Source organism: Paenibacillus sp. KS1, assembly GCF_001680695.1.
GTDB classification, from domain to species: domain Bacteria; phylum Bacillota; class Bacilli; order Paenibacillales; family Paenibacillaceae; genus Paenibacillus_B; species Paenibacillus_B suaedae.
Window position 1 is genome coordinate 119,635 of the sequence record NZ_MAIS01000002.1, and the last position, 22,303, is coordinate 141,937.

The following is a 22,303-nucleotide window of genomic DNA, read 5'->3' on the forward strand; positions in this document are numbered from 1 at the left end:
CTGTATGCAAAGGAGCTTATTATGACCTTCACTGAATGGGATTTATCTGAATATGAGGATCCTGCATTATATGATATTGAAAATCAGGGCTGTCCAGAACTTTCCCTGCTTCTCACCTGGATTCAACAGCAAGCAGTGAATGCTGGCCCTATTATGGATTTAGCTTGTGGTACAGGGCGATTAACAATACCAGTTGCCGAGGCCGGATATGCCGTGATCGGCATTGATCTTCACGAAGGAATGCTGGAGCAAGCCCGTGCGAAGGCGTCACAACGTTCAGACATAAGCATCCAATGGATGCAGCAGGATCTAACGGCTTTGAATCTGGCCACAGAAGCGCCTTTTGCCTATATGGTAGGCAATTCGTTTCAACATTTCCTAACCAATGAACTGCAAAATCGCCTCCTGCAGTCAGTCCGCAGCCTGCTTTCAGATAACGGGATATTCGTCTTCGATACACGTTTTCCAACCTCGGATGAGCTGCTTCAACCGCAGGAAGAGGAATACTGGCGCTCCATAACTATTGGCTCGCAGAAGCAATGCGATGTGTACACGCAATCGGTATACGACCCTGTGACACAAATTCAGCATTATACGATAATCCGCCGTTTCCGTGAAGGAGAGAAGACAGTGATGAAACGTACATCGACCATTCATCTTCGATACACGTATCCACAAGAGCTGGCAAGACTTCTGGAATTGAACGGGTTTGAACTTCTCCATTTATATGGAAATTGGTCTGCCGAGCCGTTGCAAGCTTCATCATCAATGATCGTCATCTGCCGCAAGGTGTAGAAGCATGTACGAAAGCATCAATTCGCTTTGTGAATCATATATTTGTTTCATTGTTCAACAGACTACACACATTCAGGAATAAAAAGGAATCTATGATTTTTACACATGCAGGTAGCTTCATTATCCAGTACAATAGGATAAGTAACCGTTAGGTAAATGATTTTGTTGAAGGAGGATTTCACGAATGGACACTGCACTGCGTGCACAGCAGGCCTACGATGCGTGGTTGAACGATGCGCACATCGATGAGGCGACGAAGACAGAATTGCAGCAGATTGCTGGCAACGAACGAGAAATTACAGACCGTTTCTATAAAGACTTGGAATTTGGTACAGGTGGCTTGCGCGGCGTGATTGGCGCGGGGAGCAACCGCATGAATGTATATACAGTAGGCAAAGCAACTCAAGGTCTTGCCCAATATTTGAAGGCAGAAGAAGCTGCTCCTTCCGTCGCGATCGCTTACGACTCTCGCCACTTCTCTCCAGAGTTCGCGCTTGAAGCGGCCTTGGTTCTAGCGGGCAATGGCGTAAAGGCATATGTGTTCGAAAGTCTGCGCCCTACTCCTGAGCTGTCCTTCTCTGTGCGGAACCTAAAGGCAAGCGCAGGCATCGTGGTAACGGCAAGCCACAACCCGCCAGAGTACAACGGGTACAAAGTATACGGCAACGATGGTGGACAAATCACGCCACAAACAGCATCACGCGTCATTGCTGAAATTCGCGGCATCGAATCATTCGCGAGCATTCAGAAGCTTAGCCGCGAGGAAGCAGAAGCACAGGGACTCCTCGTGTGGCTTGGGCAAGAGATGGACGAAGCATATATAAATGCCGTGGCTTCTGTCAGCCAAAATGAAGATATCATTCGCTCATCTAGCGATTCGTTCCGTGTACTGTTTACGCCGCTTCATGGTACAGGCAATAAGCCCGTACGCGCCGTATTGGATCGCATCGGCTTCCAGCAGGTTCGAGTCGTGGCAGAGCAAGAGCTGCCAGACGGCAGCTTCCCTACTGTGAAGTCGCCAAACCCTGAAGAGCGCGAGGCATTCAGCATTGCCATCGAGCAGGCTAAATCTTGGGATGCGGACATTATCATGGGTACAGACCCGGATGCAGACCGCATGGGTGCTGTTGTGAAGAATGCGGACGGTGAATATGTCGTGCTGACCGGCAACCAGTCCGGAGCGATTATGGTGCATTATTTGCTAGACGCGATGAAGACCAAGGGGACATTGCCGGCGAACGGAGCTGTGATCAAAACGATCGTAACGAGTGAGCTCGGTGCAGCAATCGCTCAATCCTTCGGCATGACTGTATTTAACACGCTCACTGGCTTCAAATATATCGGCGAGAAAATGACAGAATTTGATCGCACAGGCGAGCATACCTTCATCTTCGGCTACGAAGAAAGCTATGGCTATTTGGCAGGCAACTATGCACGCGATAAGGATGCTGTTATCGCAGCTATGCTCATCTGTGAAGCTGGCGCTTATTACAAAGCACAAGGCAAGACACTGTACGAAGTTCTGCAAGATCTGTATGCGCAGCACGGTCATTATCTCGAAGGACTGCAAACACGTACGTTGAAAGGTGTGGAAGGCGTAGCGATCATCCAAGGTATTATGAATAATTGGCGTGAAGATGCTCCTTCTACAGCAGGCGGTGTGGCCATCACCTTGACTGAAGACTTCGCACAAGGCCTATATGATCTGCCGAAGGAAAATGTACTGAAGTTCCACCTCGAGGATGGCAGCTGGTTCTGCCTCCGTCCATCCGGAACAGAACCGAAGATTAAGATGTACTTCGCCGTGAAGGGCTCGACTGGCGAAGATGCTGCGGCACGTTTGCAGCGCGTATCGGAAGACGTAATGTCGCGTATCGATGCATTTATTCAAGCGCAATCTTAATATCCATTATTGTTTTAATCAAATAGATATATTTTACGCCGTCCTAGCTTTCTCTACAGGACGGCGTTATCATGCTTGCATCCTGCATCAAATCGGTTCATACTAAAATGATGAACAGGCTTTAGTGATGAAAGGAGCAATCCCATGCAACAGGAAACGTTAGAATTATTCCGCACGCTGACGGAATTCCCTTCTGCTCCCGGCTTCGAACGGGAACTGCGTGCCTTGGTAAAAACCGAATTATCCAAATATACAGATGAATTCGTGCATGATGCACTCGGCAGTGTCTTCGGCGTTATGCGTGGCGACGAGCAAGGCCCTCGCGTTATGGTAGCCGGCCATCTAGATGAAGTTGGTTTCATGATCACGCAAATTACACCAAATGGGATGCTGAAGTTCCAACCGCTTGGCGGCTGGTGGGGACAAGTTGTACTTGCCCAGCAGGTCGAAGTTATTACGCCAAACGGCCCGCTTCCAGGTGTTGTAGGCTCCATTCCGAAGCATCTGCTTGACGAAGCTACAGCGAACAAGCCTGTAGACGTGAAGCATATGTACATCGACATTGGTGCGGACAGCCGTGAAGAAGCTGAACAGGCAGGCGTTCGCCCTGGACAACAAATCGTTCCAGTCTGCAAGTTCACTCCCTTGCTTAATCCGAAGAAAATTATGGCCAAAGCATGGGACAACCGTTATGGTGTTGGACTTGCCATTGAATTGATGAAGGAACTTCATCGTGAACAATTCAAGCTTCCAAACACACTGTTCTGCGGTGCAACTGTTCAAGAAGAGGTTGGTCTTAGAGGTGCCCGTACATCTGCCAACTTGATTCAGCCGGATATCTTCTATGCACTGGATTGCAGCGCAGCAAATGATATGACTGGTGATGTGAATTCCTTCGGTCATCTCGGCAAAGGTGCATTGCTTCGCATCCTCGACCCTACGATGATTACACATCGCGGTCTGGTGGAATTCATCCAAGATATTGCGGATACATATCGCATTCCGTATCAATATTTTGTATCTCCAGGCGGAACAGATGCTGGCCAAGTGCATTTGAGCAACAAGGGTGTTCCTTCGACGGTCATCGGCGTATGCGGACGATATATCCACACACCTGCTTCGATCGTTCATACAGATGATATCGACGCAGCGAAGGAACTTCTTGTTCAATTGGTGAAGCATACTGACCGCACAACGTACAACACGATCGTAGAGCGTTCGTAACGATATTTTTTAAACCAAATCGGCAACATGTAAACGAAATCGATTTAATAAGAGCGCAGAACGTTGTATCTGAACAACGACTGCGCTCTTATTATGGTATCGGATTAAGGATTATTTGGAATAACGGAGCTCTACTAGACCAGTTGAATAGCTGTGCGTTCCAAGCAACTGGAACGTGCGCATCGTGTGATGCTGTCGTGCCATTTACGATCGTCGTCAATACATAAGCCTCTTTGTCCTCGTAGGGGTGTATGTACCGAACGTTAGCACTTAATCATAGGTGTGTCACCCCATAATGAGCGTATCTATCTTACAATAGGACATACCCGTAATCGTGACCCGTGGACAGCCAATCAACATCCCCGTTGTCACGTACCGCGTACCTGTCCAAGCTGATCGCAATGTGATAACGTAATGTATCTCAATCATTGAACAGCGTCCGAAGCATAGCATCCCGATCATTCATGAAGCTCTTGGTAATGATGTAATGATCCGTCTCTTCCAGCGCAACCTGACGAATGCCCTCCTCATCCAACTGCCATATATCCGCGTCGGGATAGGACATTAAAATGGGAGAATGGGTTGCAATAATGAATTGAGACTGCTTGCCAACCAGTTCATGCATCCGTGCAAGCAGCGTCATCTGCCGCAGCGGCGATAATGCGGCTTCGGGCTCATCCATCATGTACATCCCCCGACCGCCAAAACGGTGCAGGAACGTATTCAGGAACGATTCTCCGTGAGACTGCTCATGAAGCGATTCCCCCCCATACGACTCTTTGATTTTTGGACCTGGCGACTCGCTTGCATCAAGCTCCTCTATGTTCGTCGCTACATTGTAATAACTTTCCGCACGCAAGAAAAATCCGTCTCGTGGACGCTGTATTCCTCGTGAGAGCCGGAGATAACGGTGCAGCACCGAATGCGTGGCCGAGGTTTCAAATGAAAAATTCAAGGATCCGCCTTCCGGATTAAATCCCCAGGCAATTGCCATTCCTTCCAGCAATGTGGATTTTCCTGTTCCGTTCTCCCCGACAATAAAGGTTACGGGCTTGCGAAAAGAAAGCTGGGTAAAAGGGCGGATAGCAGCGAGGGCAAAGGGGTATTCATGAAAGGATGGTACTAGTTCGCGCAGCAATGTTATATGCCGCAAATAGAGCGGAAATGGATCGAGACCGAAGTTCATATTCATATCACTCCTTGGCAGTTGAGTCTTCCCGCGGTACACTGTTAAAAAGCGGTATTCCCATTTCTGAATGCGTCAGATAAGCGTTCATGTAGATCATTTATCTGAATTTATGTAGATAGGTAGCCGTGAATATAGAATATTATCTATTATTGTGAACAGGGAGGGCAACTACGATGTCAATGCCTGCGGGACAACCCACTACTCTCAAAGTTAATGGGCGGAATGAACAGAACAACAGAATCGAAACCGCTACATTTGCAGGAGGATGCTTCTGGTGCATGGTTAAGCCGTTTGATCAGTGGGAGGGCGTGCATCGCATCGTATCCGGATATACGGGCGGACACATTTCCAATCCATCCTATGAACAAGTTAAATCGCAGACTAGCGGCCATCTGGAGGCCGTACAAATCACGTATGATCCAGACATCATTTCTTATGAGACTATTCTCGATCTGTACTGGATGCAAATCGACCCCACGGATGACGGAGGTCAGTTCCACGATCGCGGGGAATCTTATACGACTGCCATCTTCACGCATACCGATGAGCAGCGCCGCTTGGCGGAGGCATCCAAGGCCGCGCTGGATACAAGCGGCCGTTTCGATAAGTCCATTATCACATCTATTCGCAATGCCACTCCATTTTATCCCGCGGAGGACCATCATCAGGACTATTATCGCAAAGAGCCGGAACATTATAAGGCGGATCGTGCCAAGTCTGGTCGTGACGAATTCATTGCTCAGCACTGGAACATGTCCAATTAGAGCTATGTTGCATTAATGGAAGGTATTCCACTAACCACATATAACGAGGTGAACACATTAGACTTTGGCCTCCGCTCTCAGATTGAAACAGCCGCCCAAGCAAAGAGCCGGGGCGGCTGTTTCGATTATTCCATATTGCAGGCATCTATATAGGTTGAACAATGGCTACTTGCTATTCGTGCATGATAACACCTTTTGTCACATTCAGCTGAGGATAGCGCGACATGATGTCCGGCAACTCTCCCATACGGAAGCGATGGCTGATAAGCGGCTCGATGCGTACAATTCCTTGCGCAATAAGCGTAATTGCTTCCTCGTGTGTGTATGGATTGATGAACGATCCCATAATGCGCAGCTCTTTGCTGAAAATTTCGAATGGTGAAATACTCACGCGCACATCCGGGGCAGCGACGCCGAAGAGCAGCACCTGGCCGCCTTTGCGTGCAGCTGCACATGCCAACTCAACTGACTCAGACCGGCCGACGCATTCGATAACGACGTCTGCAGAGTTCCGCAGCTCGTCCGCTCCTCCATCTATTGGCGATACAACCGCATGTGCGCCGAGTGCCAGCAGCGACCCATGCTTCTGCACAACCGGCTCAATGACGGTAATGCGTGCAACACCAGCAGCTTTGACAAGCTGCAGGAACAGCTGGCCAATGAAGCCGCCACCCGCAATGATCACGTGCTGATTCGCTCGCAGCTCCAGCTTCTTGAACCCATGCAGCACGCAGCCGAGCGGCTCGACCATCGCCCCTTCTATCAAACTGACCTGCTCCGGTAGCTTATAGCAGTTGGCAGCGGGAACGATGCACCACTCACCCATGCCGCCGTCTCGCGTCACGCCAATCGCCTGCAGACGCTCACACAAGTGAGCACGGCCTCCACGGCAAAATTCACATGATCCGCAGTACATATTCGGATCGACCGACACCCGATCACCCGGCTGCAAATTCGTAACTTTCACACCTACAGCCTCGACTGTTCCGGCCAGTTCATGCCCGAGCACGATCGGCGGCGTTACCTCCGCTGATCCCGGATGACCATGATAAATATGCTGATCGGTGCCGCAAATTCCGCAGCAAGCGACCCGCAGTCGTACCTCATCCTTGCCAAGCTGGCGTTCGTCCCATTCTGTAACTTCTATGGTTTTTGTTCCACGAAGAACTGCCGCCTTCATGCTCCTCATCCCTTTTCTCAAAATAATGTCGTTATACTGTTACTAGCCACGCTGTTCTCGCCATTGTTATCTGGCGCTATCTACAACTTCATTCAATGCAGATACACGCAGTGTATTCCATGGAATGCTCTTTCCTTCGGATTGCGAGACTTGTATTTCCTTAACCTGTCCAGGCAGCAGATCGAAGAAGTTGTCGCTCATCACGATCCATTCCTCATCGAGCTCGATCTTGACCATGCGCGCAACACGATCCGCACTTATACGGATAACGCTCGCTGCCTCATCCGCTTCAACCTTAAGCTTCACGGCATCGAAGCGCATGTCCTTGTAATTGCGCAAATAAACGAAATTATCATCCAGCAAGCCATTCGCCGAGGACAAGACACATACGACCTCTGTCGGATCGGCCCCATTCGTCAGTTCTGCCTCGGACAGCACGGCAGCCTGTAATTTGCTGTTCGCCGCTACGGACACATCGAAGCTGTATTCACTCAGTACCGTTCCATCCATCATATATACGGTCAGGCGAACTGTATCCTCATAAGCTTCCAATCGATCGTTCAGCACCCACAGATTGAGATCCTGTCCAGCGTCGTGATCCGCTGTCAGCAGCACAGGCGCAAAGAACTTGCGAGCGTAATGATACGATGCCTTCGGCAGTCCATAGTAATCGATGACCGACCAGCTCGTACCTGGCCAGCAGTCGTTCAGCTGCCAGAATAATGCGCCACTCGTATCCGGCTTATTGCGGCGGTAATGTTCAATACCGTATCTCAAGCCTTCAGCCTGCGTCAGCATAGAGTAGTTCATATATTCCTCTATATTTGTAGGCGCGCCCGTATATCCTTCCATAAGGAGAATGCCTTTTGGATGATGGATATCCTTATTGCGGTACATCATCTCTTCGCTGCCCCAGAAGAATTGGTTCTCCGGAATATTACGATGCAGCGTATAGCGGTTGGAAGATGCGTGCATACCGAATTCACTTGCGAACTTCGTCGTATCGCCTTTGAACTTTTTGAATGACAATCCCTCTACGCTATAGTCCTGCACCTGCGGCTGACCAAACACACGCGGCTCGATGTTGCCGTGCCATACTTGCCAGTTATGAGTGTCTCCAACCTCACGGGAATTATGGTCGTTGCCCCCGTACGGCGAGCTCGGCCAGAACGTGCGCGTCGGATCAAGCGTCTCCAGCAGAGCTGGCATCAATTCGTGATATATTTTCTCACCATAGAATGGATGCGGAATTTCACCACTTGAATACAGCGCCTCGTACAGCCAGTCGTTCTCGTTATTGCCGCACCACAACGCGAGGCAAGTCCGGCTGCGCAGCCGCTTGACGACCTGATCGATTTCTCGTCGCACATTGTCCATAAAGTTGCGGTTATAGTCCGGATAGAGCGCACAGGCGAACATAAAGTCCTGCCATACAAGCAGGCCAAGCCGATCGCACTCGTCATAGAAAATGTCACGCTCGTAGAAGCCGCCGCCCCACACGCGCAGCATATTCATATTGGCCTCTACCGACATGCGAATTAGCCGTGTATACCGGTCATCCGGCACTGCAGCAATGAAGCTGTCGATTGGAATCCAGTTCGCGCCCTTCGCGAACAGCTTCACACCGTTGAGCACGAACGTGAAGGCATGCTCCCCTGCTTCGTTGTGCAGCATCAATTCCAGCGTGCGAATACCGAACTGCTGCTGCCATGTGTCAACTGCTTCGCTGCCACTCCGAAGCGTTACCTTTAACTGGTACAAGTAAGGTTCACCCAGATCATGTGTCCACCATAGCGTCGGATTCGGGACATGCAGACGCACGTCACCGAATCGTCCTTGCGCGCAAATGGCACCGTCTTGTATGAAGCCCAGGCCGCGGTCAAGCGGAATCGATTGCGACGCGACAGGATTCCCTTGCGCATCAAGCAATTCTACTTCTGCGAGGAATGCCTCGCTACGGTCGAACACCCGCGCATCGACAGTCACGTCTACAACTGCTTCCCCGTCCTTCGCTTCTGACGTACGTGCAAACACGTTGTCTACATAGCCATGGCGGCGCTTGACGAGATGAACGTCCTTCCAGATACCCGCGCAGACAAGACGCGGTCCCCAGTCCCAGCCATAGTGGCTTTGTGCTTTCCGCGTCCAAATCCGCTTTTTGCTGAACCCGGACCAGTAATACTGAATTTTGTCTTTGGCATACAAATGAACCGGATCGATCTTAACCGCCAACACATTCTTACCCTTATTAAGCTCTCTTGTTACCTCGAACGAGTGGCTAATGAACATATTGTCTGTCGAGCCCAACTCGACTCCGTTCAGATAGACGGTTGCAAACGTATCAAGCCCCTCAAACACAAGCTCCATCCGCTCTCCAGCTTCCCGTTCGCCGTCCCAAGTGAACACCGTGCGGTACCACCACACCTTCTCCTCGACCCAGCGGCACTTCTGGTCGTTATGCCCATAGAACGGATCATCAATAATGTTTCTTTCGATTAAGGTCGTATGCACATCGCCAGGCACCTGCGTCGTCATCCAGAAATAATCGATATAGTCAGGGGAGGCTACCTCTAAGTCACGCGCTTCGCCAACGTTGAAATCGCGCAGCTTCCAGTTATCAGTTAATCTCATCTCGTGCTCCTATTCAGAAAGCGCCAAAACCTTCTGGTTTTGGCGCTTTAACGTTTCTTTGTTCTAAATTCGTTTATAAGTATGTTAAACTGTCCAAAATTTCTTTGACGCTTAGCTCAGCGCAGGCCATCGATGTATCTGCTACGCCATAGTACATCTTCACCGTGTCGCCTTCTATGATAGCTCCGCAAGAAAAGACGACATCGCCGAAGAAGCCATTCTTCTCATAATCCGCTTCCGGCTCCATCACTGGCTTATCGGAACGGGCAATTACCTTCGTCGGATCATTCAAGTCCAGCAGAACGGCGCCCATGCAATAACGATGATCCTTCGTCGCTCCATGGTACAGCTCCAGCCATCCCTTCTCTGTCTTGAACGGCACAGCGCCGCCGCCCATGCGGCCGCCATCCCACATGCCCGGACGCAAGCCAGCCAGATGGTGATGATTGCCCCAGTACAGCAAGTTATCCGATTCTGCAATCCAAATTTCCGGGTTGCCGATGCTCTTCATCGTCGGACGGTGCAGCGCATAATATTTGCCGTTGATTTGTTCCGGGAAAATAAGCACGTCCTTATTGTCTGGGCCGAAAATCATTCCGTGATGCGTCACGTTCACGAAGTCCTTCGTCGATACCATTGATTCACCGATTCCTACCGGGGATACGGCGGAGAAATAGATATAGTACGTATCGCCAATCTGCGTTACCCGTGGATCTTCAATACCGAACGTCTCAAATTCCGTAGACGGATATACAAATGGCGCTTCATCGATTATAAAGTTATGTCCATCTTTACTGCGCGCAATGCGAATATAAGAAATCGAAGTCAAATATTCGAAAGTCGCGTTCAGTGTCTTGTTGCGGATCACACGCGGATCCGAGAAATCATAGCGTTCATCATCTATGCGAAGATCAATAATGTCCAGCTTCTTCGTTTCTGGATTGAACAGAGGTGCCTTTACGATGTGCGGATCATTGCTGATCGGACGCTCCGCTACACGCAGAAGCAACAGCACTTCGCCATTATAGGTTGCAACGCCCGCGTTGAACGCACCAATGACTTCGAAGTCGTCACGGTGTGGCTTGACGTCAGCTGGCGTAATGATCGGATTTTCTTCATAACGATAGATATTCATATTGTAGACTCCTTAAGCTGTAAAATAGTAAATACTATTATGCCTGTTCAAACTCTTGAAACGGATCCGCTATCGTCAAACGATGTGCTTCTGCATCACTTATGCCGGCATACAGCACTGCCGTACCATCTCCGTTGCGCACGAGTCCACCGCTGAATACGACATCTACAAGATCAGTACGCTTCGCGGCACCTGGCAAGAATTTATTGCGAACAGCGATGAGCTTGATATCGGAATACTTGCCCGTTGCTGGGTCGAGAACAAATACCATCGGGTAATAGTGACGATCCCCTTGTGCATCGAAGTTGGCGATATGACCAAGTACACCGATTCGACCATCGCTTAGCAGGTGCGCTTCGTTAGCGCCTCCCCACTCTTCGTCAATGAATTGTCCGTCAAGCAGCGAAGTATTGTTAATCAGCTCAATGGATAGATCCTCCAAGCGATTCACACGAGAATAGCCAATTTTTCCACGGCCGCCTTTTTCTCCTTGTGGGCGGGTAAAGACGCCAACGCTGCCATCTTGAAGCTCAACAATGCGCAAATCCTTCATTCCGTTCGGTCCCTTGAAGAAAGGCTTCAGCTCTGCGATGCTCTTCCCTTTGTAGAACACTGTGCGCCACATAAGCGCGTTCTCCTGTGTCGGATGCGGATAAATTTGCACACCGCCGAGTACGAGCTCGCCGCCGATTCGCGTTTGAAACGGATCCTGAAGTTCGAATGTTGGTGCACCTTCACGCGGTACCCATTCCCCGTTCTGTTCAACAAAGAAACGAACTTCGGAAAATTCGCTGTCACGTGATTCGACGCGTCCAGCAATGACCAGTTCACCTGCATCTTCAAATGGAGCCGTAATATTGTATACGTCCTTGTCGCCAACCCCGGTAAACGACAGCTTCTCTGCGTTCTGTGCCAGCTGGTTATGCGCCATATATTCCTGCAGTAGGATTTCACACGTCTTTACACTGCCTTTGATTAATTCCATGACGGACATATCTCCTTCATTAGTTAGTCTCGCTTATCCAGACGACCGCTTCATACGGACGAAGGATGAATGAACCGAAATCTTCAGCCGTTTCACGATAATTCGATAAGGCCAAGTACGGGTTACCTGCTATTCGAAGGTCAGACGACAGCGCCAATGGCTTCGCACCGAAGTTAAGCGCCACGAGTGCTTCTTCGCCAGCTGCGCGCCTAACGTATAGCAACGTGTCTTCACGCCGCTCCATCAAGGCATAATAGCCTCCATGAAGTGCCGGATGCCGGCGCCGGAGTGCGATTAGCTTCCGGTAAAATTGATAAATAGAATCTGGACGCTGCTTCTCTGCTCTTACGTTCAACAGACGATGCTGCGGCCCCATGCCAATCCATGGCTCAGCATCCGAGAAGCCGCCGAATTTCTCCTCCGTCCATTGCATCGGCGTACGGGATTTGTCCCGGCACTTCGCATTGGCCATATGCAGCGCCTCTTCGGAGGACTTGCCGTTCGCAAGCGCCAGCTGATACGCGGTCAGCCCCTGAACGTCACGCATATCCTCGATTGTCTCAGCCACGAAATCGCGCATCCCAATCTCGTCACCGTAATAGAGAAACGGCACACCCTTTGCGGTCAACATCAGCGTGGCGATCAGCTTCGCACGTTTCTCCTCCAGCTCTGGATTTCCATCGCCGAACCGTGAAATGTGCCGCGGCATGTCGTGGCTGCTAAAGAATAGCGTCGGCACTTGATCAGATGCATGAACCTCTTCCATCTTCTGCAACTCTGTATAGAGACGATCGAACGAGAATGTCTCCTGACTGCCTAGATTGAAGTTGAATACGACGTCAAGCAGCCCTTTGCCGCTATAACGGCTCAATACGTCCATATCCTCCGAGCCGATCTCGCCAACCATGAATGCCCCTTCCCGTTCATGCACGTACGCGCATATCTCGGCAATCGCATCCAAGATGCCAGCTTGGTCCTTATCGTGCACATGCTGCTGCTCGCCTGCCGCATCGTACGGATTATCAAGAAATTCTCCGGATACTTTCAAGAAGTTAATGACATCGAGACGGAAACCGTTGATGCCCCTATCAAGCCAAAAACCCATAACTTCCTTCATCGCCGTGCGTACGTCAGGATTGGCCCAATTCAAGTCGACCTGTTCCTTCGCAAATGCATGGTAATAATATTGTCCCGTCGATTCGTCATACTCCCACGCGGGCCCGCCGAAGAACGATTCCCAATTGTTAGGGACATCCCCTTCGACTGGATCTTTCCATATATACCAATCGCGCTTCGGATTCGTCTGCGATGATCGAGATTCTTTAAACCACGGATGCTCCACAGACGTATGATTCAGTACAAGGTCAACGATGACCTTAAAACCGCGATCATGCGCCTCACGAATGAAAGTGTCGAAATCGACCATCGTTCCGTAGTCCGGATCGATGGTCGTATAATCGGCGATATCATAGCCATTGTCCACCTTGGGCGATAGATAGAAAGGCGTCAGCCATAAGCCTTCGACGCCGAGCTCCTGAAGCTCGTCAAGCTTGGATACAATACCAGCAAAGTCTCCTATTCCATCACCGTTTCCATCACAAAAGCTCGGCATATAGATTTCATAAAACACGGCAGATTTCCACCAAGGTGTCTCCACTTTCTCCACTCCCATTGCGTAGTCCATCTGCTACGGTTACTTCAGGCTGAATTGCATACCTTCTTTGAACTTTTTGCCGAACACGAGGAACATGATTATAATCGGAAGCGTCAACAGCACCGACGCGGCATACAGCGGACCTGGATAACCACCATAAGGGCCGAACATTTGCGACAAAAGCACGTTCAGCGTCAGCATATTGTCACTGCGTACAACGATCATATCCCACAGCAATTCTGTCCAGCGCTCCATGAGCAGGAACAAGAAGATAACCGCAGTAATCGACTTCGACATTGGCATCATGATGCGATACAAAATCTTGAAGTCGGACGCTCCATCCAGCTTCGCCGCCTCGATGAATACCGTTGGAATTGCCTTGAAAAAGTTCGTATACATGAAAATTGCCCATAGGCTGATCGCTTTGGGAATAATCATTGCCCAGTACGTATCATACAAACCGATCTTCTGGATGACGAGGAAGTTCGGGATGAGCAGGATGATCGCCGGAAAGAACATATGGAACAAGACGAAATTGTTCACTGTGTCCCGCCCCTTGAAATTCAGCTTCGACAACGCGTAAGCTACCATGACGCCGAAGAGCATCATGAGTGCCGTCGATACAACCGAAACGATCACGCTGTTCAGGAAAGCATTCAGCCATGGACGAGCAATTCCAGACTCACCGCCGGTAAATAGCCACTCGTACGATTTCAGAGAGAAGCTGCCCGGTATAAGTTTTCGGTCAACCTGCGACCAATCAGCGAACGAGTTTAATACCATGTACAAATAGGGATATACCATGACCAGAAGCAGGAGCGTTGCTACGATGTAACGAACCGTCAAACGGAATTTGTTGTTTTGTTTAGACCCAACCATTTCGTTTACCCCACGTTTCCAGCAGTTTTTTAATGATGAAAATTGAAATGAACGTAACTACAGATGCCAGTATCGCAACTGCGGAAGCGTAGCCCGCCTGCAAGTTCTTGAACGCTTGGGTATAAATCTCCATCTGCCAAGTGTTCGTAGCAAAGTTCGGTCCTCCGCCCGTCAATTGGTAAACCTCTGTAAAAATACCGAAGGTAACGCCAAACGCCAAAATCAGTGTTGTATACATTGCAGGGTATAGTAACGGTAACGTGATCTTCCAGAAGCGTTGTCGATCCGTAACTCCGTCGATCGCTGCTGCTTCATATACTTCCTTATCAATGCTTTCGAGTCCGGATGTAAGAATAAGCGCATAATATCCGGTGAATTTCCAAGCGATGATGAGCGCTACGAGACACAGCGCCGATAGCGGTGAGCCAAGCCAGTTGATGTCAAGTCCAAAGTTGTTGCGTAGAAAAACATTCACCGGACTGTTAAAGGAAAGGAAGCCCTTCACGATAAGCGATGCCACGACACCCGATGATAAGTACGGCAAAAAGAAGCCAATTAAATAAAGACTGCGGAACTTCGGCAATCCTTGTACAAGCACGGCTACTCCGAGTGACATTATGGTAACGAGCGGCACAAACACAATCATGAATTTATACGTTACCCAAAATGCCGATACTACACCTGGCGATGACAGAGCCTTAATGAAGTTTTTAAAGCCGACAATATCGTATTCTGGTGCGATTAAATCCCAGTTCGTGAATGACAGAAAGAGGGACCATATTAACGGTCCCAAGAAAAATACAAGACCATAAATGAGGTAGGGACTGGTGAATAACCAGCCCAACCGATTATTTTGCTTATCAACCATTATTGAAGTTCCCCTTCAATTGCCTTTTTCATATTATCCCATGCAGTCTTCGGATCGATTTCGCCTCTGACTACCTTGTTAAAAGCCTCTTGTCCAATAATTGTCTGTAATTCGTTGTACCGTGGGTTGTCGATTGCCGGAACACCATGCGGAACGGATTTTGCATACAATTCAAGTCCAGGCGATTTTTGCATAATATTTTTGAATTCTGGCAACTCAGCCAAATCGTCGCGCGCCGGAGGCAAGTTCGTCTTCTCGAACCATGTCGCGTCGTGCTTCGCATCGGAGTATACCCATTTGAGGAACTCGGCAGCCGCTTCCTGCTGCTCCTTCGGCACACTGGAGAAAATAACGAGACCTTTCGCATCAGAGAACGTCTTCGCTTCCGCAGGATTCATTCCGTCCGGAACGGGAGGAAGAGTGAGCGTATACGTCTCATTGAATTTCATTTCTGGGAATCTTTCAGCCCAATAGTTGAATGTCCATGGTCCAAGATCCGTAAAGATACCTGTTCCTGTTTCAAACGGATCAGTTACGTTTTTCGAGAGAATTGCGTTTTCTTTACGCAGATTGTCTACAAACTCCAGCGTTTTGACCCCTGCTGCTTCATCTCCGACAAATTTGTTGCCGTCAATAAACTTGTTGCCGTCAGATGATGCGTTATACAGCATAAAGAAGTCGAACCAGCGTTTCCAAGGGGTAGGATCCACTAAATCTGCGCCTTTGCCCCATACATATTTATCCGGGTATTTCGCTTTCAGCTTCTTCGCTACATCCAACACTTCGCTATACGTCTTCGGCGCCTCGTTATAGCCAAGCTCCTTTAGAATGTCAATGCGCCAGCCGAACAACATCGGGTTGGAGTAAATCGGAAGCACGTATTGATTATCATCAGCAAATTTCCAAGGCTCGAGCGTTTTCTCCATATTGCGGCTCGACACGATATCATTGAACTGCGGTAACGAATTCAGTGGAACAAGCGCTTTACTCTTCGCTAACTGAGCTGCGAAGCCGCGATTGATGTTCTCCGAAATAGCCGGAGCGTTCCCCCCTGCAATTGCCGCCTGAATGCTCGCTTCCGAGCTTGGCGATTCTTTAATGGCAGATACATTGATTTTAATCTTCGGATTAACAGCCTCATATTCCTTGGCCATTTCCATCCAGTAAGCTTGCTGTGGCGGATTCGGTGCCGCCCAAAGTTCAATCGTCGTTACTCCGTCTGCACCTTCCTTCGTTGCCCCTTTTCCGCAAGCAGCCAAGAGAGAGAAGACCATCGTAAGAATCAGCAATACTGACAGTTTCTTTTTCATTGAAACAAACCTCCTGTAGATGGTGTAATAACCAAATGGAACATTACAAAATATTTTGTAATGTTAATAAATAAGGTTACAATAACAACATGAAAGCGTTTGTATTAACATTATTATTCAAATTAATACCCTTGTCAATCTACAAACAATGGATATTATGTACAATCATCTTTATTCACATGAGTTATTCAACTTAACAAAAATATTTTGTAACGTTATAATAAAAATTGTAATGTTGTACTGTTTTGGATTGATTTCTGGCATAATTTCATATAGTCAAACTCATGAATAAACCATCTATTCGCTAGAATTGATTATTTATTACAAAATCATTCAAGTTTTTCTTAAATATTTTGATGCCTTACAGTTATGATAATGAATGAAAGGAAGGGCGAACCTATTTATGAGAACGAAAATAACGATGCAGGATATTGCTGATTTTCTCCATATTTCAAAAAACTCCGTATCCCAAGCTCTTTCCGGGAAAGATGGCGTCAGCGAAGAAACGCGTCGACTGATTATTGAAACAGCGGAAAGAATGGGTTATGAGTATCCTTCTGCACGCAAGAAACGGCTATCTGAACAATCCGGCAACATCGCACTCATTGCTTCGGATTTCGCATTTGCGCAAAAAAGTTTCTTTGGGGAGATATATTTGAGTGTAGAACAGGAAACGAGGAGACGCAGCAAACATCTGCTTATTCAATCCATAAATGAAGAAACGGAGCGCAAGCTTGTATTGCCTCTTTTTTTGGAAAATAAGGATGTGGATGGTATTATAATCTTATCACACCTCAGCACATCTTATACCAATGCGGTTATTGCAACTGGAATACCGACAGTGCTCATTGATCACCACCATCCCGCTATTCACGCGGACTGCATCCTAACAAACAATCGCTTCAGCGCTTACGAAGCCGTTCAGCATCTATACGATTTAGGGCACCGGCATATCGGCTTTATGGGGAATATCAGTTTCTCGCCGAGCTATCATGAGCGGTTAGATGGATATCGATTAGCACTTCACGATAAAGGCATCGCCGAGAATCCGGAGTGGATTGTGAAGGATGCACTCGAGGAACCCAAATATGTAATGCAGACGATGAAATCTATAGGTACTCAACCGACTGCTTGGTTTTGTGTTAACGATGGTCTTGGATTTCTCCTTAACTCAACTCTTCATCAGCTCGGCTTCCAAGTGCCGAAAGACATATCTATTTGCAGTTTTGACAATGGCCAGTTGTCTCGTTTAGCCACGCCAATGACAACCACAATGGGGATTGATCTCAACCAATTTGGTCGCAAAGCTGTCGAACGACTTTTCTGGCGCATGGAACACAAGCATGAGCCATATATGGAATTACTGCTACCAACGAAGCTCATCGTACGCGAATCGACAGCCTCTGCCAAGAGGTAATCGAAGGCTTCGTAGAGGGGAAGGCATCACTTATTCCTAACAGCCTCGAACATTCGAATAAAAAGGGGCTGTCCCAAAAGTCTAGAGCGACTTGGGACAACCCCTTCCTATTAACGAATAGCCCCGAAATATCAAGGGTTCGATCCGACTTATTTACGTTACCTTATTACAACAATTCCTTGCGAAGCTGCTCCGGAGACTTCGGAGACAACAGGCCGAATGGAATATCGAATACTGTGCGCGCACCGGACTCGCCGCGTTGTGCCAGACGAGATACAGCACGAGCATAAGCAACGAGAACGCTCGCTGTGAACTCAGGGTTGCTGCCCAAGTTCAGACCGAACTCCATAATTTGCGATGTGCCTTCACCAGTCACGCCGCTGCGGAATACAAGACCGCCGTGAGGCATTGCAGAGTGATTCGTCTTCAGCTCTTCTTCGCTGATGAAGTTCACGATTGTGTCGTAGTCTGCGAAGTAGTTTGGCATAGACTTGATTTCTTGCTCGATGCGAGCCTTGTCTGCCCCTTCTTCTACTACAACGAAGCATTCACGCAAATGCTTCTCGCGAGTGGACAATTCAGGGTTCTCCCCTTGACGTACCTTCGCAACAGCTTCCTCGGAAGGAATTGTGTATTGTACACCGTTCTTAACGCCCTCTACACGGCGAATTGCATCGGAGTGACCTTGGCTCACGCCACGTCCCCAGAATGTGTATTCATTGCCCTCTGGAAGAACAGATTCGAACAACAAGCGGTTTAAGGAGAACAAGCCTGGATCCCAACCTGTCGAGATAACTGCAACATGTCCGTTTCCTTGAGCAGCTTCATCGACAGATGCGAAATATTCAGGAATACGTGCATGTGTATCAAAGCTATCCACCGTGTTGAACATACGTGCAAGCTCAGGACCTTGCTCTGGAAGATCCGTTGCAGAACCTCCACACAAAATCATTACATCTACTTTATCTTTGTAAGATTCCGCATCATTGAGTGAAAAGACAGGAACCTCTGCTTGTATGGATTCTGGGCTGCGACGTGTGAAAATGCCAACGAGCTCCATATCTGAATTTTGGCGGATCGATTTCTCTACGCCCTTGCCTAAGTTACCGTAACCTACAATACCTATACGAATAGATGACATGAGGTTGCTCCTCTCTATTTCTAAAATCATGGACTAGTATAATATATAAAGTAGATTTGCACAAAATGACATAGATTATTCGCTATACTTGTTGCATTCTGTTGCTACTGCTCTTCAGCTGTCAACTCTTTTGCTATCTACGTAATGGGAAACTGAGTGTGATACGTGCCCCTCCTTCAGGCGTATTCGCTGCTTGAATGCCTCCCCCATGCTTACGCATAATGAGCTTCGCCATATACAACCCAAGTCCGGCATGCCCTTGATATTGCGAACGTGATGCGTCGCCTTGAACGAACTTATCAAATACGGAATCCAGCATATGTGCTGGGAATCCAGTTCCCGTATCTGTAATCGACATCTCCAGCTCATGCGCTTTCCATTCCGCCTTCCACGTAATTGTGCCGCCTGAAGGTGTGAAGCGTAAGCTATTAGCGAGCAGATTGTCCATAAGCTGTCTCAGACGATCCCCATCGAGAAGCAGCGCTCCCTCTGCTTGTTGATCTGCAGGTGGGATGCAATGGAATTCAATCTGCTGTTCCGCGCACAACTGCTGCATATCCTGTGCGATCTCTTCCATAAATCGATTCATCTCTACTGGCTTTCGGTTCAAACGGAACTGCGGTGACTCCATTTCCGACACCTGATTCATTTCCTGCACGAGGCGAATGGCCCGCTTTGTATTCTTATCAATCGTCGTCAAATATCGCTGCAGACGATCCGGACGATTCATTCCACCATCCAGCAAACCCTCTACATGACCTTGCACGATTGCGAGCGGGGTACGCAGATCATGTGCGAGCGCAGCTACCATCTCGCGCCGCCGCTGCTCCATCTTCCACTCGCGTTGCAGAGACAAATATAGCTCCCGCCTCATCTCGTCGAATGCCTTCATGAGTTGAGCCATTTCCGAAGTACCTTCATAGGAGAAGCTAAAATCCAGATCCCGCTGCTGAACCCGTCTCGTGCCCTCTATTAATTCCTCGATGGGGCGGCTCAGCTTGCGGCCGAACCTTCGACCGAACAGCCATGCAAATAGAATGACAAATAGAAAAGGTGAAAATAAGACCGCGATGACTAACAGTCCGAAGTAAGGGCCTAGCTTCGATCGCACAGTGACGCCAACAGAAAGTGTGTAGTTGATGACTACAGCTCCCTGCAGTTCGCCTGACTGATTGACGACAGGCAATACGTTGCGAGCACGCCCCATTCCCGTCATCCCGCTTGCATTGAGTAGGGAAATCAGTTCGCGCCCACCACGTATGTTCGGATCAGGCAGCGATCCATATCTATATTGACCTGTTCGATCAACAACTGCGTAACGTATCCCCTTCTCATCTACTAATCGTTCGATGAGCGATTGATTTTCCTTATCCAGCAAGCGTTCCCCTTCTGATTCTACTAACTTGCGTATGGGCGGAATCTGCTTCTCATAGTAATTGGCAGGTCTGAACACGCCGTCGTCATACGATTGCATCCATATGAAGGCTCCCCATACAACAATCGTCAGTGCCAGACTCGCACCGATTACCCATACAAAGTATGTAATAAACTGACGTTTAAAGGAGTGCATGCTCATTCCTGCACCTTCCATTTATAGCCGATGCCCCATACGGTCTCAATCCAGCGCGATTGCGTGTGAACTGCTGCCATCTTCGCCCGAATATTCTTCACATGCTCCGTAACTGTCGTATCATCTCCAAGGGCGTCCATACCCCATACCTGTTCGTAAATATGCTCGCGTGCAAATACCTGTCCCGGATGGAGAGCAAGCAGTTCTACGATCGCGAACTCCCGGCTTGTTAACGGCAATCGCTTGCCTTCATAACGAAGCTCCATCCCCTTCACATCCACTGTAAATGCTCCAAATATGAGTACTTGCTCATGATTATCCTGCTGCCGCACATAGCGTCGTTCTCTTCGAAGATGCGCTTCAATGCGCGCCTTCAGCTCACGCATGCTAAATGGCTTGCTAATATAATCATCGCCCCCTGCCGCTAGACCGTATATACGATCTGCTTCACTCACCCTCGCACTGACAAATAGAATCGGGCAAGCAACCGCTTCTCGAACCTGCTTACACCATTCCACTCCATCCGTGCCAGGCATCATAACGTCGAGTACAATTAGGTCGGGCGACTGTTCCGTAATAAGCCGCTGCGCCTGATCCGCATTGTGTGCCGTGCGTACCGAATACCCGTCATCCTCCAATGAATCACGTACGAACACCGTCATTTCTTCCTCATCATCGACCAGCAATATGTTAGCCCGTTCCATGCCTTTGTTCCCCTTTGGTGGCAAAATTCCAATCCTGTATGATTTCCTTTTCTTCGACTATGTAAATGAGTGACGATTGCTACGTTGCCTTATCACCGCTTTCTATCTCAATTTCCTTCGGTAACTATGATCTCTATTAAATATGAACCCTATTGATTATGATCTCTATTGATTGTGATATCTATTGATTATGATCATTATTAAATATGATCAATATGAAATACGATCCGCATTAATAGTTACTCTGTTAAACACCGTTGCCCCCGCTTAGTTGCACTTCTACGTCATGATTTTCTTATAGCAGTCATCATATCTAGTCTAATGCAACTCTCTCACACAGGGCAAATAAGCCAGAATCGTTCAATAATGCAATGGATTCAATAGAGCAATGAGTTCGATACAATAAGACGACATGAATCAGAATAAGCGTACTGTGAACCGCCGACAGGCACTTCACTGTACGCTTATTCATTCAATGAACCCCCATTCCTGCTATCGCATATGCTGATCAAGAGGAGTTGGGCGTATGCCACAATATCAAATTATTGTCGATCTGTCTGATCGCAGGTTATACCTACTGGACGGAGATGTCGTTGTAAGGGAATATCCTGTGGGCGTCGGCAAGATGTTAACCCAAACCCCTACAGGGGAATATACGATCATTAACAAAGAGCCGAACCCGGGCGGCCCATTTGGCGTCTTCTGGATGGGCTTGTCGAAGCCCCATTACGGCATTCACGGAACGAATGATCCTTCCTCCATCGGGCACTACGTATCTCACGGCTGTATCCGCATGTACAATGAGGATGTTCTCCAATTGGCAGCTCTTGTCCCCATCCATACAAGAGTGACCATACGTCCATAACATTGACAGGATTAAATCGGGCATTGAAAAAAGAATAAAGCCTCTTTCCTGCTGCAGAGAAGCGTGTTCTCATGTCGCAGCAAGAAAGA

Annotated in this window: 19 protein-coding genes; 6 read left to right on the forward strand and 13 right to left on the reverse strand. The window is 48.5% G+C overall.

The window, feature by feature from the left end:
• The first annotated feature begins 21 nt into the window (after positions 1–21).
• The 3 genes from BBG47_RS01340 (at position 22) to BBG47_RS01350 (ending at position 3,922) form a co-directional block, all read left to right on the forward strand.
• A complete protein-coding gene (locus BBG47_RS01340) occupies positions 22–795 on the forward strand; it encodes a class I SAM-dependent methyltransferase (RefSeq protein WP_065290208.1) in 774 nt (257 codons plus the stop codon).
• 184 nt (positions 796–979) lie between these two features.
• Positions 980–2,698, forward strand: coding sequence for a phospho-sugar mutase (locus tag BBG47_RS01345; protein ID WP_065290209.1), 1,719 nt, complete (start codon positions 980–982; stop codon positions 2,696–2,698).
• 144 nt (positions 2,699–2,842) lie between these two features.
• Positions 2,843–3,922, forward strand: a complete 1,080-nt coding sequence (locus tag BBG47_RS01350) for a M42 family metallopeptidase (protein ID WP_021256256.1) — start codon at positions 2,843–2,845, stop codon at positions 3,920–3,922.
• 421 nt (positions 3,923–4,343) lie between these two features.
• Here BBG47_RS01350 and BBG47_RS01355 read toward each other — a convergent pair whose 3' ends face one another.
• The gene (locus tag BBG47_RS01355; RefSeq protein ID WP_065290210.1) at positions 4,344–5,108 is read right to left on the reverse strand and encodes an AAA family ATPase; all 765 of its coding nucleotides are present in this window, start codon (positions 5,106–5,108) and stop codon (positions 4,344–4,346) included.
• 182 nt (positions 5,109–5,290) lie between these two features.
• Between BBG47_RS01355 and msrA the strand changes: the two genes are divergently transcribed.
• Complete coding sequence (gene msrA / locus BBG47_RS01360) at positions 5,291–5,875, forward strand: peptide-methionine (S)-S-oxide reductase MsrA (protein WP_175400461.1); 585 nt, start codon at positions 5,291–5,293, stop codon at positions 5,873–5,875.
• 172 nt (positions 5,876–6,047) lie between these two features.
• On the opposite strand, the gene BBG47_RS01365 is transcribed toward msrA, so the two are convergent.
• The 8 genes from BBG47_RS01365 to BBG47_RS01400 all read right to left on the reverse strand — a co-directional run bounded on the left by BBG47_RS01365 (position 6,048) and on the right by BBG47_RS01400 (position 16,517).
• The gene (locus BBG47_RS01365; RefSeq protein WP_065290211.1) at positions 6,048–7,055 is read right to left on the reverse strand and encodes a zinc-dependent alcohol dehydrogenase family protein; all 1,008 of its coding nucleotides are present in this window, start codon (positions 7,053–7,055) and stop codon (positions 6,048–6,050) included.
• 66 nt (positions 7,056–7,121) lie between these two features.
• The gene (locus BBG47_RS01370) at positions 7,122–9,686 is read right to left on the reverse strand and encodes a beta-mannosidase (RefSeq protein ID WP_065290212.1); all 2,565 of its coding nucleotides are present in this window, start codon (positions 9,684–9,686) and stop codon (positions 7,122–7,124) included.
• Between the two features lie 73 nt (positions 9,687–9,759).
• The gene (locus BBG47_RS01375) at positions 9,760–10,821 is read right to left on the reverse strand and encodes a BtaManbiosPhlase (protein WP_065290213.1); all 1,062 of its coding nucleotides are present in this window, start codon (positions 10,819–10,821) and stop codon (positions 9,760–9,762) included.
• A 37-nt stretch (positions 10,822–10,858) separates the two neighbouring features.
• Entirely contained in the window at positions 10,859–11,806 is a 948-nt protein-coding gene (locus BBG47_RS01380; protein WP_065290214.1) for an MTP-1 family protein, read from the reverse strand.
• Between the two features lie 19 nt (positions 11,807–11,825).
• Complete coding sequence (locus BBG47_RS01385) at positions 11,826–13,463, reverse strand: alpha-glucosidase (protein WP_094183114.1); 1,638 nt, start codon at positions 13,461–13,463, stop codon at positions 11,826–11,828.
• Between the two features lie 36 nt (positions 13,464–13,499).
• Complete coding sequence (locus BBG47_RS01390) at positions 13,500–14,339, reverse strand: carbohydrate ABC transporter permease (protein ID WP_044354158.1); 840 nt, start codon at positions 14,337–14,339, stop codon at positions 13,500–13,502.
• The gene (locus BBG47_RS01395; protein ID WP_044354159.1) at positions 14,326–15,207 is read right to left on the reverse strand and encodes a carbohydrate ABC transporter permease; all 882 of its coding nucleotides are present in this window, start codon (positions 15,205–15,207) and stop codon (positions 14,326–14,328) included. The genes BBG47_RS01390 and BBG47_RS01395 overlap by 14 nt, the downstream gene beginning before the upstream one ends.
• Positions 15,207–16,517: an ABC transporter substrate-binding protein gene (locus BBG47_RS01400; protein ID WP_044354161.1), complete on the reverse strand. Its 1,311-nt coding sequence runs from the start codon at positions 16,515–16,517 to the stop codon at positions 15,207–15,209. Before BBG47_RS01400 ends, BBG47_RS01395 begins: the two co-directional genes overlap by 1 nt.
• Positions 16,518–16,920: 403 nt before the next feature.
• Here BBG47_RS01400 and BBG47_RS01405 point away from each other — a divergent pair, with 403 nt between their 5' ends.
• The gene (locus BBG47_RS01405) at positions 16,921–17,934 is read left to right on the forward strand and encodes a LacI family DNA-binding transcriptional regulator (protein ID WP_065290215.1); all 1,014 of its coding nucleotides are present in this window, start codon (positions 16,921–16,923) and stop codon (positions 17,932–17,934) included.
• A 166-nt stretch (positions 17,935–18,100) separates the two neighbouring features.
• Here BBG47_RS01405 and BBG47_RS01410 read toward each other — a convergent pair whose 3' ends face one another.
• The 4 genes from BBG47_RS01410 to BBG47_RS29750 form a co-directional block, all read right to left on the reverse strand.
• The gene (locus BBG47_RS01410; protein WP_065290216.1) at positions 18,101–19,075 is read right to left on the reverse strand and encodes a diaminopimelate dehydrogenase; all 975 of its coding nucleotides are present in this window, start codon (positions 19,073–19,075) and stop codon (positions 18,101–18,103) included.
• 133 nt (positions 19,076–19,208) lie between these two features.
• Positions 19,209–20,651, reverse strand: coding sequence for a sensor histidine kinase (locus tag BBG47_RS01415; RefSeq protein WP_065290242.1), 1,443 nt, complete (start codon positions 20,649–20,651; stop codon positions 19,209–19,211).
• Positions 20,648–21,349 carry a response regulator transcription factor gene (locus BBG47_RS01420; RefSeq protein ID WP_065290217.1) on the reverse strand — a complete coding sequence of 234 codons (702 nt, stop codon included), beginning with the start codon at positions 21,347–21,349 and terminating at the stop codon, positions 20,648–20,650. Before BBG47_RS01420 ends, BBG47_RS01415 begins: the two co-directional genes overlap by 4 nt.
• 313 nt (positions 21,350–21,662) lie before the next feature.
• On the reverse strand, positions 21,663–21,821 hold the full coding sequence (locus tag BBG47_RS29750; protein WP_175400459.1) for a hypothetical protein: 159 nt from the start codon (positions 21,819–21,821) through the stop codon (positions 21,663–21,665).
• Positions 21,822–21,875: 54 nt separating this feature from the next.
• Between BBG47_RS29750 and BBG47_RS01425 the strand changes: the two genes are divergently transcribed.
• Positions 21,876–22,214 (forward strand): L,D-transpeptidase, encoded by a 339-nt coding sequence (locus BBG47_RS01425; protein ID WP_065290218.1) that lies wholly within the window; start codon positions 21,876–21,878, stop codon positions 22,212–22,214.
• The last annotated feature ends 89 nt before the right edge of the window (positions 22,215–22,303 follow it).